This is a genomic window from Shewanella sp. TB7-MNA-CIBAN-0143 (genome assembly GCF_040310065.1).
Lineage (GTDB): Bacteria > Pseudomonadota > Gammaproteobacteria > Enterobacterales > Shewanellaceae > Shewanella.
The window spans coordinates 163,443-178,705 of the sequence record NZ_JBEOPL010000002.1 but is presented as its reverse complement, the minus strand read 5'-3'; the positions used below and the strand labels follow the sequence as shown (position 1 = coordinate 178,705).

Genomic DNA, 15,263 nt, shown 5'->3' with positions numbered 1-15,263 from the left:
GCTCACGTCTAGGTCTTTTTGTTTATAAGGTGCTTAAGGCATGAAAACCATCTCAAATATACAACCTAGTGAATTGTTTGGGTTATCAAATTACAGTGATGACTTATTCGAATCGATCAAGGGCGTGGCTTTACAGTTCAAACATATTACTTTTGAACGCTGTCATTTTACCCAATGTGATTTTAGTCAAACTGATTTCTATCATTGCCATTTTATTGAGTGTGTTTTTAGTCAATGTAATTTAAGCGTAATGTCAGTTGTTGCTACAGAGTTTGATGATGTGACTTTTAGCGACAGTAAAGCCATAGGTATTGATTGGACTAAAGCTGAGTGGCCACAGTTTATGGCTCAAACCACAATTAAGTTTGAAAGATGTTTGCTCGATGGCAGTAATTTTTATGCGCTGCATTTACCCGAGTTTTCACTTGTTGATTGCCGCGCTCATGATGTCGACTTTAGAGAAGCTAATTTAAACAAAGCAGATTTGCGTCTGACCGATTTTAATTTAAGCCAATTTAGTCATACAAATTTAACGAAGGCGAATTTTACCGATGCGTTGAATTACCAAATTGATATTACTGCTAATAACGTTAAGCAAGCCAAATTCAGTCGGTTCGAAGCCTTAAGTTTACTAGAAGGTTTAGATATTCAATTAGTCGACTAGTTGTACATTGCCACATTGTTAGCACAAAAGTGTGTTTTATTGCATGTGTACAAATCGTTAATTTACATTGGTTTAGTTATAATAAATAATCGACAGTAACAATTTAATCCAAAGGAGAGGGCATGAGCCACAGACTTGATGACGCATTTGAGCGTGCATTAGCCTATTTAGATCAACACTTAAATGAGCCTTTTGATCGACAAGTGTTGGCCGACATTGCCCACATCCCACTATGTCATTTCGACCCATTGTTTACTGCGCTGTACCATATGTCTATTGACGCTTATGTTGAATTGCTCAAAAGCCTAGAAGCTGCCCATTTATTAGGTTTTGGCAAGCAAGTTTCTCTGGCCACAATAGCGGCTAAATTAGCGTATCGTAACGAACAGCACTTTATCGAATCGTTTACTCGCAGTATAGGTCAAAGCCCTGAATCGTTTCAGCAAGCACCTGATTGGGGCAATTTTTTTGCGAAGCAACAACCGCTTAAATCATTTCGAGTAGATGCTAATCAGCAAGATAAGCAATCTTACTCTGTTGATATTGTATCGTTTGATACGCAGGCATTAGCGGTGATGGAACATCATGGTGATCCGGCTTTATTACCTCAAACCATTGCAACATTTATTGATTGGCGTCGACAGCATGGCTTATCTCCTACAAGTTGCAGAACCTTTAACCTACTTTACTCAACCCCTGAGTTATCTGTTAAAACGCAATATCGAATTGATATTGGTGTATCGTTAAATGCCGAGACACAAGCTATAGTGTCTGAGTCGAGCCAGATTAAGCTCAAATCAATCCCTCAGGGACGATGTGCGATGATTAAATACAGTGTTGATGACAATGGTCTAACAGCGGCAATAGATTACCTGTATCGCGATTGGGTTAATGCTAATGATATTACACTACGAAATTACCCGTTGTTTTTAGAACGACTCGACATTAATGATAATAAGTTAGCGCAACATGGGCCAAGACAAGCGTTATCTCCACAACAGGTACTCATTTATTTACCCGTTGTTTAACTTAAGTTATTAAGCCTTGATGAACTCATGGCTGAGTTACATTTATTTGTATGATAAAATGATGTCGCTGAATTCAATTCGAAATACTTCAGGCCCGATTTCAGATAATAAGACGGTTGTTTTAGTACGGCTTAGCAATAACGGTATGTTAATTAGCTAATCTCGCCGCATTTTGACAGACTTTACTGTTATAAATATGAATCTTCACAATGTATCGCTCATAAAAAAACCATAATGCAGTGCATTATGGTTTTACGTTAACACTTGTTGAAATTAGGCTTATAGCTCAATAACATCAAACGTTACACTAGGATTCACGTCTGCTTCGTAATCGATACCATCAATACCAAAACCGAACAGCTTTAAAAACTCTTGTTTGTATTCATCATAGTCAGTGAGTTCGCTTAAATTTTCTGTGGTCACTAACGGCCATAAATCACGACAATGCTGCTGGATTTCTTCGCGAAGTTCCCAGTCATCAAGGCGTAAGCGATTTTCGCCATCAACAGCCGGTACTTGGCCATCAACACGGTATAGGCGTTCGCTGAATAAACGGTATATTTGTTCAATACAGTCTTCATGTAAGCCTTCTTGGCGCATTTTCTTAAATACCATGGCGATGTAAAGTGGCATTACTGGAATTGCTGAGCTCGCTTGAGTCACGACACTTTTTAACACTGCAACGTTAGCTGAGCCACCCGTAGCGGACAATTTGTTGTCAAGGGCGTGAGCTGCACGATCTAAATCCATTTTGGCTTTGCCTAAAGCGCCATGCCAATAAATAGGCCAAGTCAATTCGGTACCAATGTAACTATAAGCAACCGTTTTGCAATTGTCAGCTAATACGCCAGCGTCGCTTAGCGCACTCATCCATAATTCCCAATCTTGGCCGCCCATTACCGTGACGGTATCAGCAATTTCTTGCTCAGTCGCAGGCTCTACCGAAGTGTCGATAATGGTGTTTTTATTGGTATCAACAGCCGTGGCAGTATACGTTTGGCCAATTGGCTTAAGTGATGAACGGATAACTTCACCGGTGTCAGGCATTTTACGTACTGGAGAAGCCAGTGAGTAAACCACCATGTCGATTTGACCTAAATCTTGCTTGATAAGCTCAATGACTTGTTGCTTTGCTTGATGGCTGAATGCATCGCAATTAATGCTTTTTGAATACAAGCCTTCTGCTTTAGCAAACTTATCAAATGCCGCGGTGTTGTACCAACCCGCTGTACCGGGTTTGGTTTCAGAGCTTGGTTTTTCGAAAAACACACCAATAGTGGCAGCGTCGCTACCAAATGCTGAGGTGATACGAGATGAAAGGCCATAGCCACTTGAAGAACCGACCACTAATACTTTTTTAGGCCCATTAGCAATTTTGCCTTTGGCCTTAATGAGTTCGATTTGTTCTTTAACGTTGGCTTCACAACCTACTGGATGAGTAGTGGTACAAATAAAGCCACGAATTTTAGGTTTAATAATCATATTTAAGCTTCTTCCTTTAACATTGGCTCTAGGATAAATAGTTCGACGGCCAAATGGCACTGATTTTTTCTAAAACGCCCTCAAAACCACAGTGGTTGGAGCAGTTTAGCGCTTTTGCATAAATTGACTTTGTTCTTGAATGAGTCGTTGGGTGTATTCATGTTGTGGTGAAGTAAATAAGGCCTCAGTAGTTGATTTCTCGACCATATGACCATTTTGCAACACCATAATTTTATCGCTTACATGACGAATAATATTCAGATTATGTGATACAAAAATATACGATAATCCCATCTCTTTTTGCAGCTTTAATAGCAAATTAATAATCTGAGACCGGACCGATAAATCTAAAGCCGTTAGTGCTTCATCTGCAATAATAATTTTAGGGTTAAGCATTAAGGCACGTGCAACCGCGACACGCTGTTTTTGGCCTTCGGAAATCATGTGTGGATAAAACTCTGCGTGTTCAGGTAATAAGCCGACTTTTCTTAAGGTTTCAATCACCAATGTTTTTCGTTCAGTTGAACTTAATTGGGTATTAAACCGTAACGGTTCTTTAAGTAAGTTACCAATCGATAAACGTGGATTAAGCGAGGTTGTCGGATCTTGGAAAATCATCCGGATCAACCGACACCGTTGTTTTAAATTACGTGTTTCTAAAGCTTCACCTTCAAAAAATATGTCGCCGCCACTGCGTTGTTCAGCACCCACTAGAATTCGGGCTAGGGTACTTTTACCCGAGCCGACCGACCCCACAATAGCCAAGGTTTCACCACGACCGAGTTCAAATGAAACCGGAGAGAGAGCCTGATAATATTGAGGTTTAAAATGCTTATAACCGGTTAAGTATTGTTTACTTAAGTCGGTTACTTTAAGCAATGGCATCGTCATCTTCTTGCTCACTTTTATAAGGGAAATGGCAGGCAAAATAGCGGTCTTTAATATGTTCAAGGTTAGGCTGTTTTACACATTGGCGTTGGGCTTCTGGGCAACGTGGACCAAGCCGACAACCGGCAGGTAAATGCTGCATCGACGGCGAAGAGCCTTGCAGTGTGGGTAAGTTAGCTTTATGACGCATTTTTTCAGTATGGTCAGGTAGATTTTTTAATAATGCCCGTGTGTAAGGATGATAAGGCATTGCTACCATTTCGCTAACAGGGCCTGATTCCATAACTTGACCACTGTACAAAATCGTTAAGTTATCACACCAGTGCACCATGGTTTCTAACTCATGGCTAACCAATAAAATAGACACGTTTTGCAGTTGATTGAGTTGCGACAATAGTCTGAAAATTTGCGCTTGGGTGTTGAGCTCCATTGAGTTGGTTGGCTCATCGGCAATCAGCAATTTAGGATGATTCGCCACAGCCATCGCAATCATCACTTTTTGACATTCGCCCTCAGACAATTCCCATGGATAGCACTTCATCAGTTGTTTTGGTTTTTTTATACCGACTTTGTGGAGCCATTTCTGTGCGTTTAAATAGGTCGCCTTTCCACGTCGCCAAAAAGGAATATTTTTGTTGGGCACCATAGCTTCAATCAATTGACTGCCAATGGTTTTTACCGGATCTAAACTGCCAGAAGGGTCTTGGAAAATCATCGCCATTTCACTGCCCATCAGGCAGCGTCGTTGCTTCGAACTCATTTCTAATAAGTTTTTTCCATCCCACATCATACGGTCAGCAATAATATGCCAATTAGGACCTAGTACGCCTAGAATCGCTTTGGCCAATAAACTGCGCCCAGAGCCAGATTCGCCAACAAGTCCATGGATTTCACCTGGATTAATAGTCAAACTGACTTTTTCGAGCACTTTCACAGTGCCCTCAGGTGTATCTAATTCAATGGTGAGATTACGAATATCGAGTAAAGGCATAGGTTAATTTCTTATCGGTGCAAGCGCAGAACGTAAACCATCGCCGACTAAGTTGACCGATAATACAGTAAACAAAATCGCGACACCTGGGATAGTAACGGTCCAAGGCGCAAGCAGTAAATTATCAAGCCCTTGTGCGACCATTGCACCCCATTCTGGACTCGGTGCTTGTGCACCAAGGTTTAAAAAACCGAGAGCGGCAATATCGAGTATTGCGGCAGATATTGCCATAGTGACCTGAATAATCACCACATCCCATACATTGGGCATGATGACATACCAAAAAACTTGTAACGAGTTGGCACCGTCTAATTTGGCTGCGGTAACATACTCTTTTTGAAGCTCTTCATGAACCGCTAGATGGATAGCACGCACAAATTGTGGAACCATCGCAATCCCAACGCCCCAAAACACATTATTAAGCCCAGGCCCCATAACTGCGACGACTAGAATAGCCATTAATAACGATGGGATAGACAGTAATGCATCGAGCAAGTGGCTTAACACACTCGACTTTATGCCGTGCATCATTCCTGAAAGAGAACCAATAATAAAACCAAATATCAGCGATGCAGTAACAATTAATAATGACATGCCAAAGGTTAATTGTACGCCGTGTAAGATTCGACTAAAAATATCTCGTCCTAGATCGTCGGTTCCAAGGAAATGTTCTACAGTACCAGCTGGATCCCATGATGGCGGTAAAAGTAATACTTGTTGGTCTTGCATCTCTGCTGAATAAGGCGCTATAAACGGGGCGAAAATAGTTAATATTAATAAAAAAATAACTGCCCATAGACCGATCACCGCAAATGGGTTAGCAGAAAATGTTTGCCACATTCGCCACATAGGCGAGGCTATATGGTCTTCTTGGTATATTTTAATTCGAGGCATACAATTCCTTTCTGCTCATTGGATTGATTGCGGTATGCAGTAAATCAATCAAAATGCTTAAGAAAATAATTAATAATGAAACAGATAAGATACCCGCTTGAATAACAGTATAGTCACGCTGGTAAATGCCCGACACTAACCAACTGCCAACCCCTGGCCACGAAAATATCACTTCAACCACAATGCCATAGCTGGCAAATGATCCCAGCATTAAACCAATACTTTTTATTACCGGAATTAAGGCATTGGGCAAAACATGACGGAGTAGAATTTTAGCCGTGTGTAAACCGCGGGCTTCAGCTGCGCGGATATAGGTTTGATTCATCACATTTAAAATGGCTTGCCGGGTGATCCTCACTACCAATGTAAAAGGAAGTACCGCTAAAGTGACCGCCGGTAAAATCAAGTGTAATAAAGCATCATGAAACGCCGGAATGCGATAACTAGAATCGGATAATAAAGTGTCGACCAGCATAAAACCTGTCACAGGTTCAATTTCATAAAGTAAATTGATTTGGCCTGAAATAGGCAGCCAGCCGAGATTCACCCCAAACCACATAGATAAGGTCAAGCCGAGCCAAAATACCGGAATAGAATAGCCTGTTAAGGTGATGGCTAAAATACTGCGTTGCAGTGCTTTGTTATTACCTAATGCGGCTAGCACGCCAATGGGCACGCCAAAAAACACGGCAATAAAACCAGAAAATAATGATAATTCAAAAGACGCAGGTAGTACTGCTTCAAGCTCCTCCAATACCTCTTGCTGTGAGTTACTGGAAATACCAAAGTTACCCGATAAGCGCTGGCGCAAGTAGGCGGTAAACTGCAGTAATTGGTTATCATTTAGTTGATAGTCTTGCTCTATTTGCTGTTGTTGTTCAAGCGTGGGATATTGAACCCCAGACAGAGAATATGCTTTACTGACAGGAAACTGTCCTGATGCCATAAAGAGTACGGCCACCATGACTAGCGACGTGGCCATAAACAGGGTTATGCGACTAAAAAGATAACGCCACATTTATTCAGTTCCCTCTATTGCTTGAGTTGTTTTGGCGAAGGAAATACCGCCATAAGGCCTAATTTGCATGGCGGTAATATTACTCTTTTTCAATACCACTTTTTTGGCATGCGCGATTGTTACTAGCGGAACTTGATCGCTAATAATAGCTTCTGCTGATTGATAAAATGCTTTACGTTCAGGTTGAGTCGATACGCTCTGAGCTTGGGTTAACAGATGTTCAAAGTCTTTGTTGCACCAACGAGAGCGATTATTATTAGAAGCTAATGCGGCGCAGCTTAATAGTGGAGTGAAAAAGTTATCAGGATCGCTATTATCCGCATTCCAACCAATAAGCACTGAATCATAATTGGAACTGGCTAACTTCTGGGTGAATACACTCCAATCATAGCTAATGATATTCAGTTTTACGCCAATACGGGCTAGATCGGCCTGAATGAGCTCCGCTGTTTTCAATGCACTCGGATTATAAATTCGCGCCACTGGCATGGCCCACACATTAATGGATAAGTTAGATACACCTGCTTGGTGCAGTAATACTTTGGCTTTTTCAGGGTTATATTCATTTGGAGATAAGTTTTTGCTGTAAGCCCAAGATGCCGGAGGTAAAACGCCTGTCGCTTCGACAGCGGTATCGTTATATACCACGTCTAGAATATTATTTTTATCGATAGCATGCGCAAGTGCGCGTCTTACACGAACATCATCTAATGGCGGTTTTTGAGTGTTAAATGCCCAAAATGCGACGTTCAATCCAGGTTTTGCATCGATAATAATATCTTTATGTTGGTCAAGCACTGCCAGTTCACCAGCTTTAGGTAATGCTGAAACGCTGCAGTCTCCGGTAATTAATTTAGCAATACGTGCGGTGCTTCTGGGGGTGATATCAAACACTAATTGATCAAGCTCGACCTTAGGGCCCCAATAAACTGGATTCTTTTTGTAGCGAATATATTCATTTTTCACATACTGGCTAAGCTGAAAAGGTCCTGTTCCTACCGCGTAATAATCGATATCTTCAGGTGTGCCTTGCGCTAACAGTTGATAACCATATTCTGCCGACAACACTACGGCAAAATCAGTGGCGAGATTAGATAAAAAAGAAGCGTCTTTCCGAGTTAAATGAAACATAACCTGGTAGTCGTTTACTTTTTCAATGTAGCCAATTAAATCAGCAAAACCAATGCTTTGAAAAAATGGATAACCGGTTCTACTGACTAAGTGATAGGGATGCAGTGGATCAATAATCCGATTAAACGAAAACAACACATCATCTGCATTAAAGTCTCTTGCAGGAGTAAAATGGCGGGTCTTATGAAAACTCACATGTTGACGTAAAGTAAATAGATAACTTAAACCATCATCGGACACCTGCCATGATGTTGCCAAACCAGGTGTGATTTCGGCTTTTTCTTGGCTGTAATTGACGAGTCTACTGTAAATTTGATGTGAAGTTGCATCAATAGTGGTGCCTGATGTAACAAGCTGAGGGTTAAAGCTTTCAGGGTTACCTTCACTGCAATACACAAGGCCAGAAGGCAATTGCACTTGTCCGCATGCAGCCAGCATGATGCTGGAGAGACATAAAGACATCTGCTGATACCAGCGTTTTACTATAACAGGCATAGTGTGATCATTTTTTATCGACTTTGAGTGGGTATTTTAACAGTGTTCATTGCATTGGGGCAATGAGCATATCCAAGCTTGATTCAGCTCTTGTCGAGTAAATTGTACTTTTTCAAAATACCTCGAAGCTGATGGTAGCTTAAGCCCAACAAATCGGCGGTTTTTTTCTGATTATATTGGCCTTCAGCTAATGCTCGTTGCAATAGTTCTATTTCGCTGTTTTCGGTGTATTCTTTAAAATCTATCGGGAATTCGATGCTATTAAGCACCACAGATGTTTCCGTTTTAATATTTAACTCAGCCGATTCCGTCACTGGTGTTGGTGCATGTTCTATTTGATTTAATTGACGTTCGCGGGTTTTGACGCGATTTACAGGACGATAGGGAGATGCAAAAGGATCTAAAATAATATGATCAATCTCTTGGCCATCAGCGCCTTCACGGTAAACACTTCGCTCGACGACATTCTTTAATTCTCGGATATTTCCTGGCCAGCTGTGCATCATTAATTGTTCTACCGCCAACGGACTAAAACCACTAAAATATTCCAGTGATAGTTGCCTTGCCATGCTAATCGCAAAATGTTCGGCCAATGGCATAATGTCTTCGGTTCTATGTCTTAATGGTGGCAAGGTGATCACATCAAAGGCTAAACGATCGAGTAAGTCCGCTCGGAATTCACCATTGTCAGCCAAGGTAGGTAAATCTTCATTGGCGGCACAAATCAGTCGCACATCAGATTGAACCGTTTTACTGCCACCGACTCGTTCAAATTCACCATATTCGATGACACGTAACAACTTTTCTTGGATTAATCCAGAAGTGTTGGCTAATTCATCTAAAAACAGTGTTCCGCCATCGGCGCGTTCAAAACGGCCTTCGTGTCGTCCTTTCGCACCCGTAAATGCACCAGATTCATGGCCAAAGAGTTCACTTTCGAGTAAGTTTTCACTTAATGAAGAACAATTGAGTTTAATAAAGCTTTGATCCCAACGAGGGGATAAGTAATGTAGTCGTTCGGCAATTAATTCTTTACCCGTACCGCGTTCACCAATAATGAGCACCGGCTTAGATAATGGCGCGACTTTAGACACATGTTCTAATACTTCAAGCAGTGCATTAGATTGGCCGATGAGATTGTCTTGCTGGAATTGTTTGCTCACAGTTAGCTTACTCGCAAAATTGTTAGTGAATTAGACTAATAATTGGTGAAAATCATAATAAATGGCTTGAGTGTTAAAAGAAAGCAAAAGTTAAATATTTGTTTAAGTATATGATGTTGTTGCATTTGTAAATGTTGGCACGTAATGTGTAATACCAACTGCGACATCCACGTTAATTTTGAGGAACACATTATGGGAATTTTCTCTCGCTTCGCAGATATCGTTAATTCAAATATCAGCGCAATACTTGATAAAGCCGAAGATCCAGAAAAAATGGTCCGTCTTATCATTCAAGAAATGGAAGACACACTTGTTGAAGTACGTTCAACCTCCGCTAAAGTATTGGCAGAGAAAAAAGAATTACTTCGCCGGATTGCTCGTGTTCAAGAGCAAGTTCAAGATTGGCAGAATAAAGCTGAGTTAGCGTTATCCAAAGATCGTGAAGACTTAGCCAAAGCCGCGTTGAGTGAAAAGCAAAAAACGGTTGGTTTATTGCAAGCGCTTGAGATGGAACTGCAAGTTGTTGAAGAGCATGTCGCTCGTTTAAAAGATGAAATCGCTCAACTTCAAGAAAAATTGAATGATGCTCGTGCTCGTCAAAAAACCATCATTATGCGTAAGCAAACTGCCACTTCACGTTTAGAAGTCAAAAAGCAGCTTGATTCAAGCAAAATCGATGATGCAATGATGAAGTTTGAACAATACGAGCGCCGAGTTGAAGGACTTGAGGCACAAGTAGAATCATATGATTTAGGTAAAAAGAACGTTCTAGCTGACGAGTTTGCAGCATTAGAAGCAGAAGATTCTGTGAATGATGAATTAGCAGCATTAAAAGCAAAAATGAGTGCGAAAGCACAACCTAAATCTAAAGCGTAAATTTATTCAGAGGTGAGTTATGGATATGGATCTTCTTATTGCACCAATTATCATCTTTATGGTTGTTGTGGCACCTATCTGGTTGGTTCTTCATTATCGCAGTAAGCGACAAGTGAGCCAGGGGCTCACCGAGGAAGAATTTAACCAGCTTAATGGTCTCATTGCGAAAGCTGAAAAAATGAGCGGTCGCATTGAAACATTAGAAGCGATTTTAGATACTGAATCACCAGAATGGAGAGCAAAACATGGTCCCATCTAATGGTCGTACTCTATACCGCAACCCAAAAAATGGTAAAGTGGCTGGGGTGTGTTCAGGTATTGCAGATTACTTTAACTTTGAAACATGGCTAGTGCGAGTCATTGCTGTGTCGATATTCTTACTCGGTGGAACAGGGATTGTGTTTGTTGTTTATATTGCCTTATGGATGATATTAGACATCAAACCACAAAACTTAGACAACAAAGAAAATCACAAAGATATTGAAATTAAAAAGAAAATTTGGCAAGCAGGTGAACCGGCAAAGCAAGCGTTGTTTGATGTTAATCGTCAATTTAACGGATTAGAACTCCGTTTAAGACGACTCGAAGAACATGTCACCTCAGACAACTTTGATCTTAAACGCCAAATCAATAGTCTTTAATCCTTCTAATGGGCGGTTATCCGCCCGTGTTTTTTGGGGAGCCATCAGCCATCATGAGATTTTTAGATCGTTCCTTGTTTAAAGTCAGCCAAACCGCTCAGTCTATTGTTAACCGCAGTACCGATCGTCATGTCAGATTAGCCGTCACTGGGTTATCCGGTGCAGGTAAAACCGCTTTTATTAGTGGCTTAGTAAATCAGTTATTGCATGCAGGAAAAGGCGCCAAGCACAATCCTTTACCATTATGGCAAGTGGCACGCGAAGGTCGGTTAATTGCTGTCAATCGCGCTATGCAACCTGATTTAGACATTGCCAGTTTTGATTATCAAGGTGCAATGAATGCATTATGTTCGTCGCCTCCTTATTGGCCTGCTTCAACCAAAAACATTACCGAATTACGTTTAGCCATTAAGTATCAGCCTCAACAAGGTTTGTTAGCTAAATTAACAGATACCGCAACCTTGTACGTAGATATTGTTGATTATCCTGGTGAGTGGTTACTTGATTTACCGATGCTTAAACAAGATTTTACTCAATGGTGTTTATCACAACAGGTTAATGTGACATGTTTACGTCACTCGCCCTTATTTAGCGCATTCAATCAAGCTTTAGAGACATTAGAGTTAAGCCAATTAGCTGATGAACAGCACCTTAAGTACATTGCTGACTTGTATCAAACTTTATTGGTCGACTTGGTTAGACAACAGGGATTTTATCACGCTCAACCAGGGCGTATGTTGTTACCGGGCGAATACGAAAATACCCCGTTATTGACATTTTTCCCATTGCTTACCTTAAGCCCAATTCAGCACTCAGAATTATCAGCAAGCCCAAGCGATTCAAATTATCATGTCCTTAAGCGCCGTTATGAGCAGTACGTATCACAAGTTGTTAAGCCATTTTACCGCGACTACTTTTCTCGATTTGATCGCCAACTAGTGTTGGTTGATTGTTTAAACGCACTTAATCATGGTCAGGCACAGTTTAATGACATGGGGCGCGCATTAAACAGCATTATGGAAAGTTTTCAGTTTGGCCAGTCGAGCTTAATTAAACGTTTATTTTCACCGCGGATAGACAAAGTGTTATTTGCTGCCAGCCAAGTAGACAGAGTGACCCGTGATCAGCAAGGCCATGTGCTTAGTTTGTTAACCGCAATGCTGCAACAAAGCCAGCATTATGCCAACTTTGAAGGCAGTGAAGTTGAAACCATGGCGATAAGTGCGATTAAGGCTACTCAACACGGGATGGTTAATATAGAGGGTGTTCAACAAGAAGTGGTAAAAGGCACTGGGCTTGATGGTAAGCAAGTCACCGTATACCCAGGAGATGTGCCCACATCATTACCCGATGCAGAGTTTTGGCAACAACAAGGGTTTAGCTTTAGTGCTTTTCTACCGCCCAATTTGAGCCATATCCACGATAACAATCCGCAATTCGAACACATTCGTCTCGACCATCTCTTGGAGTTTCTATTAGGCGATAAATTGTCTTAATGGTTTTATTTTGAGAATAAATGTGAGCATTAGTTATGAATGAACCTACACGTAATTCGCCGATAAAAAAATCGCAAATATTTACCGAGTCAGATCTTATTGTGACAGATGAGATTCAATCGGCTGAAGAAGCAATTAAGCCGACTAAATCATTTGAAGAAGTTGACTTTATTTGTGAGCAATCGCTAACAGAATTGCCAGCAGCAATGGAAGACAGCATTAAACCTGCAAAGGCTAAGCGTTGGTCGTTATTGGCTATATTATCGGTAATTGGTTTGGTGTTATTGGTTATCGTACAAACCGTGATGGGGTTACTTGACTCTTTTCAACAAAGTCCGTGGTTATTTGGTTTTTATGCTTCTGTGTTATCCATTGTTAGCTTATGGGCCACGGTCATTACGATTAAAGAATGGCGTAAGTTGGTTAATCTTAAACAAGTCAGTGATCATCAAAGCACAGCTGAACGATTATCCCAAAGCATGCAAATGGGCGAAGCCAAAACGTTTTTGGCACCAATATTAGCCAAATACCCAAATAATCAGGCTAAACAACAATATTTACAAGCCTGTAGCCATGAACATAATGATGCAGAAATCGTGTTGTTATTCGAAGATATCGTGTTATCCGAGCGCGATTTACTGGCCAAGAAACGCGTTAACCGCTTTGCTGCTGAGTCGGCATTATTATTAGCCGCAAGCCCTTTAGCTGCGCTGGATATGGCTATTATCTTGTGGCGAAATCAAAAAATGATTAATGAAGTCGCTGCCATTTATGCCGTGGAGCTGGGTTACTGGAGCCGCATAAAACTGATTCGTAGTATTGTGACGAATATTATTTATGCTGGCAGTACCGAGGTGATTACCGATTTAGGTACCCAATTATTATCAGTAGAAATGACCGGCAAGGTGTCTGCTCGGATTGCACAAGGACTTGGTGGTGGTTTACTTACCGCAAGGTTAGGTTATCAAGCCATGAGCTTGTGCCGGCCGATTGCATTTAACAAACACAACAAGCCTAAATTATCCCACGTTCATCAACATTTACTCGGTGAATTAAAACAGTTTACTTCGTCAATGATGTCTAAAAATAAACAGAAACAAACTCAGTCAGCTGATAATAGCGAATAAATTAGTGTTTTTTTTGTACAATTCAGTTTTGTTGACTACAGTTAGCCTCCGATTCGGAAAACGTATAGCGTTCTGAATCGTTCGAGCTTGGTAATGGAGAAGGACGCATACCAGCAAACTAAGGAAGGAAAGGAGAATCTAATGAAATCATTGTCATTAACTGCATTATTAATGGGTTTATGTTGTTTGTTAAGTAGTCATTCTTACGCCGCTGAAACGGTAAAGACAATGGCAGAGCCCACAAAACAAGTTACAAAATCGATGGAGAAAAAGTCAACGGCTATGCAAAAGGTCAATATCAATAAAGCCAGCGCTGAAGAATTACAAGCGCTGAAAGGTATTGGGCAAGCCAAAGCAAAAGCAATTGTTGACTATCGAACCAAAAACGGCAAATTTACCGATCTGAAACAGTTAACCATGGTGACAGGAATTGGTGAAAAGTTAGTTAGCCAGAATTCCGAGAATATGAGTTTCTAACTGAGACGCTTATTAATACAAAAACGGAAGCAATTGCTTCCGTTTTTTATTTCAGCGAGCCCAAATGCAGGTTAACTCATGCAGGTTAACTCATGCAGGTTAACTCATGCAGGTAAACTATTGTGCATTAAGTGCCTGGCCATTGGTGTCGATAGATTCATTACCCATTAAGAATAAATAAGTCGGCATAATTTGTTCAGCTGTTTTTAGTGTTTGTGGATCTTCAGCAGGATAAGCTTTTGCACGCATTTCTGTACGAGTCGCGCCTGGGTTAATACTATTAACCCTTACAGAGGTATTGTCACATTCATCAGCTAACACTTGCATCATGCCTTCGGTGGCAAATTTAGAAAATGCATAAGGTCCCCAATAAGCACGACCTTTACGTCCAACACCGCTAGAAGTAAACACAATTGAAGCATGCTCGGCTTTACGCATAATAGGCAATAATGACTTGGTCATGATGGCTTGAGCCGTGACATTGACCTTTAAAATGGTTTCAAGCGAGGTTAAATCGATATGCTCAAATGGACCTAATGCCCCCAACTGAGATGCGTTATGCAATAAACCATCTAAATGACCAAACTGCTCGGCAATAGTGTCTGCCATATCAATATAATTCTGTTCGGTCGCGCCTTTCATATCTAACGGTACAATGGCTGGCTTTGGATAACCGGCATTAACAATTTCATCGTATACGTTTTCGAGTTTTTTAACGGTCTTACCGAGCAAAATTACCGTTGCGCCGTGTTTGGCAAATTCGATTGATGCTGCACGACCAATACCGTCTCCAGCGCCCGTAACCAAGATTGTTTTGTTATTGAGTAAATCTTTTGCAGCTTGATATTCCAACATGATTGATTATTTCCTCTTAGCGCAATCGCCCGTCAAA

Annotated in this window: 16 protein-coding genes; 8 read left to right on the top strand and 8 right to left on the bottom strand. The window is 40.9% G+C overall.

From position 1 onward, the window contains the following. Positions 1 to 40: 40 nt before the first annotated feature. The gene (locus AAEY97_RS02200) at positions 41 to 664 is read left to right on the top strand and encodes a pentapeptide repeat-containing protein (RefSeq protein WP_350996232.1); all 624 of its coding nucleotides are present in this window, start codon (positions 41 to 43) and stop codon (positions 662 to 664) included. A gap of 122 nt (positions 665 to 786) precedes the next feature. Continuing rightward, positions 787 to 1,692 (top strand): AraC family transcriptional regulator, encoded by a 906-nt coding sequence (locus AAEY97_RS02195; RefSeq protein ID WP_350996229.1) that lies wholly within the window; start codon positions 787 to 789, stop codon positions 1,690 to 1,692. 279 nt (positions 1,693 to 1,971) lie between these two features. Here AAEY97_RS02195 and fabV read toward each other — a convergent pair whose 3' ends face one another. The 7 genes from fabV to pspF all read right to left on the bottom strand — a co-directional run bounded on the left by fabV (position 1,972) and on the right by pspF (position 9,754). Then, positions 1,972 to 3,174, bottom strand: a complete 1,203-nt coding sequence (gene fabV, locus AAEY97_RS02190) for an enoyl-ACP reductase FabV (RefSeq protein WP_350996226.1) — start codon at positions 3,172 to 3,174, stop codon at positions 1,972 to 1,974. A 105-nt stretch (positions 3,175 to 3,279) separates the two neighbouring features. Next, positions 3,280 to 4,065: a peptide ABC transporter ATP-binding protein gene (locus tag AAEY97_RS02185; RefSeq protein WP_011638034.1), complete on the bottom strand. Its 786-nt coding sequence runs from the start codon at positions 4,063 to 4,065 to the stop codon at positions 3,280 to 3,282. Beyond that, positions 4,046 to 5,053 (bottom strand): oligopeptide/dipeptide ABC transporter ATP-binding protein, encoded by a 1,008-nt coding sequence (locus tag AAEY97_RS02180; RefSeq protein WP_101087861.1) that lies wholly within the window; start codon positions 5,051 to 5,053, stop codon positions 4,046 to 4,048. Before AAEY97_RS02180 ends, AAEY97_RS02185 begins: the two co-directional genes overlap by 20 nt. A 3-nt stretch (positions 5,054 to 5,056) precedes the next feature. Continuing rightward, complete coding sequence (locus AAEY97_RS02175) at positions 5,057 to 5,947, bottom strand: ABC transporter permease subunit (protein WP_101087863.1); 891 nt, start codon at positions 5,945 to 5,947, stop codon at positions 5,057 to 5,059. After that, complete coding sequence (locus AAEY97_RS02170) at positions 5,934 to 6,965, bottom strand: ABC transporter permease subunit (RefSeq protein ID WP_101087865.1); 1,032 nt, start codon at positions 6,963 to 6,965, stop codon at positions 5,934 to 5,936. The genes AAEY97_RS02175 and AAEY97_RS02170 overlap by 14 nt, the downstream gene beginning before the upstream one ends. Further along, on the bottom strand, positions 6,966 to 8,591 hold the full coding sequence (locus AAEY97_RS02165; RefSeq protein WP_192115995.1) for an ABC transporter substrate-binding protein: 1,626 nt from the start codon (positions 8,589 to 8,591) through the stop codon (positions 6,966 to 6,968). Positions 8,592 to 8,674: 83 nt separating this feature from the next. Next, complete coding sequence (pspF, locus tag AAEY97_RS02160) at positions 8,675 to 9,754, bottom strand: phage shock protein operon transcriptional activator (protein ID WP_101087869.1); 1,080 nt, start codon at positions 9,752 to 9,754, stop codon at positions 8,675 to 8,677. A 192-nt stretch (positions 9,755 to 9,946) separates the two neighbouring features. Between pspF and pspA the strand changes: the two genes are divergently transcribed. The 6 genes from pspA to AAEY97_RS02130 all read left to right on the top strand — a co-directional run bounded on the left by pspA (position 9,947) and on the right by AAEY97_RS02130 (position 14,371). Beyond that, positions 9,947 to 10,630 (top strand): phage shock protein PspA, encoded by a 684-nt coding sequence (gene pspA, locus AAEY97_RS02155; protein ID WP_162022729.1) that lies wholly within the window; start codon positions 9,947 to 9,949, stop codon positions 10,628 to 10,630. A gap of 19 nt (positions 10,631 to 10,649) precedes the next feature. Beyond that, on the top strand, positions 10,650 to 10,889 hold the full coding sequence (gene pspB / locus AAEY97_RS02150) for an envelope stress response membrane protein PspB (RefSeq protein ID WP_086019761.1): 240 nt from the start codon (positions 10,650 to 10,652) through the stop codon (positions 10,887 to 10,889). Beyond that, positions 10,876 to 11,271, top strand: coding sequence for an envelope stress response membrane protein PspC (gene pspC / locus AAEY97_RS02145; protein WP_101087871.1), 396 nt, complete (start codon positions 10,876 to 10,878; stop codon positions 11,269 to 11,271). The genes pspB and pspC overlap by 14 nt, the downstream gene beginning before the upstream one ends. 53 nt (positions 11,272 to 11,324) lie before the next feature. After that, complete coding sequence (locus AAEY97_RS02140; RefSeq protein WP_350996222.1) at positions 11,325 to 12,767, top strand: YcjX family GTP-binding protein; 1,443 nt, start codon at positions 11,325 to 11,327, stop codon at positions 12,765 to 12,767. 35 nt (positions 12,768 to 12,802) lie between these two features. Beyond that, positions 12,803 to 13,894 (top strand): TIGR01620 family protein, encoded by a 1,092-nt coding sequence (locus AAEY97_RS02135; RefSeq protein WP_101087873.1) that lies wholly within the window; start codon positions 12,803 to 12,805, stop codon positions 13,892 to 13,894. 141 nt (positions 13,895 to 14,035) lie between these two features. Then, the gene (locus AAEY97_RS02130; protein ID WP_350996219.1) at positions 14,036 to 14,371 is read left to right on the top strand and encodes a ComEA family DNA-binding protein; all 336 of its coding nucleotides are present in this window, start codon (positions 14,036 to 14,038) and stop codon (positions 14,369 to 14,371) included. Between the two features lie 117 nt (positions 14,372 to 14,488). Here the strand turns inward: AAEY97_RS02130 and AAEY97_RS02125 are convergent, their stop codons facing one another. Then, a complete protein-coding gene (locus tag AAEY97_RS02125) occupies positions 14,489 to 15,226 on the bottom strand; it encodes a YciK family oxidoreductase (RefSeq protein WP_011638022.1) in 738 nt (245 codons plus the stop codon). Between the last annotated feature and the right edge of the window lie 37 nt (positions 15,227 to 15,263).